This is a genomic window from Marispirochaeta aestuarii, from assembly GCF_002087085.1.
Lineage (GTDB): Bacteria > Spirochaetota > Spirochaetia > JC444 > Marispirochaetaceae > Marispirochaeta > Marispirochaeta aestuarii.
In genome coordinates this window covers 1-769 of record NZ_MWQY01000063.1, presented here as the reverse complement: position 1 = coordinate 769, position 769 = coordinate 1, and the positions used below count along the sequence as shown (strand labels likewise).

At 55.4% G+C, this 769-nt stretch carries 1 protein-coding gene; it reads left to right on the top strand.

The features are described from left to right. Positions 1-14 precede the first annotated feature (14 nt). A partial coding sequence (locus B4O97_RS19115) for a uroporphyrinogen decarboxylase family protein (protein WP_143305838.1) occupies positions 15-769 on the top strand: 755 nt, incomplete at its 3' end.

Below are 769 nucleotides of genomic sequence, written 5' to 3'. Positions count from 1 at the left end.
GGGATACCTGGCTCATGAAGGAGACGGGTGTCGTCCCGTTCATGATAGAGCTCGGACCTTTTCATGCGGCCTTCAAGGAATACGTGGAAAACGACCAGGCGGAACTGGACTGGAATATACATTATCACCGTGACCGGGAGGCCTTTCTCGATTTCGCCATGCCCAACATAAAGCCGAACCTGGGTATCGGGATTATCGCCGAGGCCTTCGGTTGCGAGGCAACGAATAACAGGGAGGCCGATCCCTGGATAAAACCGCGTTTTAGAGAGGAGAACAGGGATGAGATCAAAGCCCTGGAGATTCCGGATGCAAAGACAAACCCGGCTTTTGTCCGGGCCTACGAGCGTATCGAGTACCTTCAGTCCCGCAGTGACCTGCCCTTGAGACTGGTGAATGTTCCCTCGCCCCTGGTTACTGCCTCCCTGATATGGGAGTATACATCATTCATTGAAGCCACCATGCTTTTTCCCGAGGAGGTCCATCTTCTGATGGAGAAGGTCACCGAGGCAACAATCGCCTTTGTGCAGGAACAGCTGCGGCGGATTGAAAACCTCTATACCATGGGGCACGAGATGTGGTACATCCCCCGGGACATCGGTATCCGCATCAGCGACGATACTGCGGCCCTGATGTCGCCGAATCTCTACCGGGAGTTCGGGGTAAAATACAACAGCATGATCTCCCGGGCCTTCGGCGGCATCGTGGTGCACTCCTGCGGGGATGTGCAGAACGTCGTTGTACCGATGATGGAGACCGAGGGGCTCAAGGG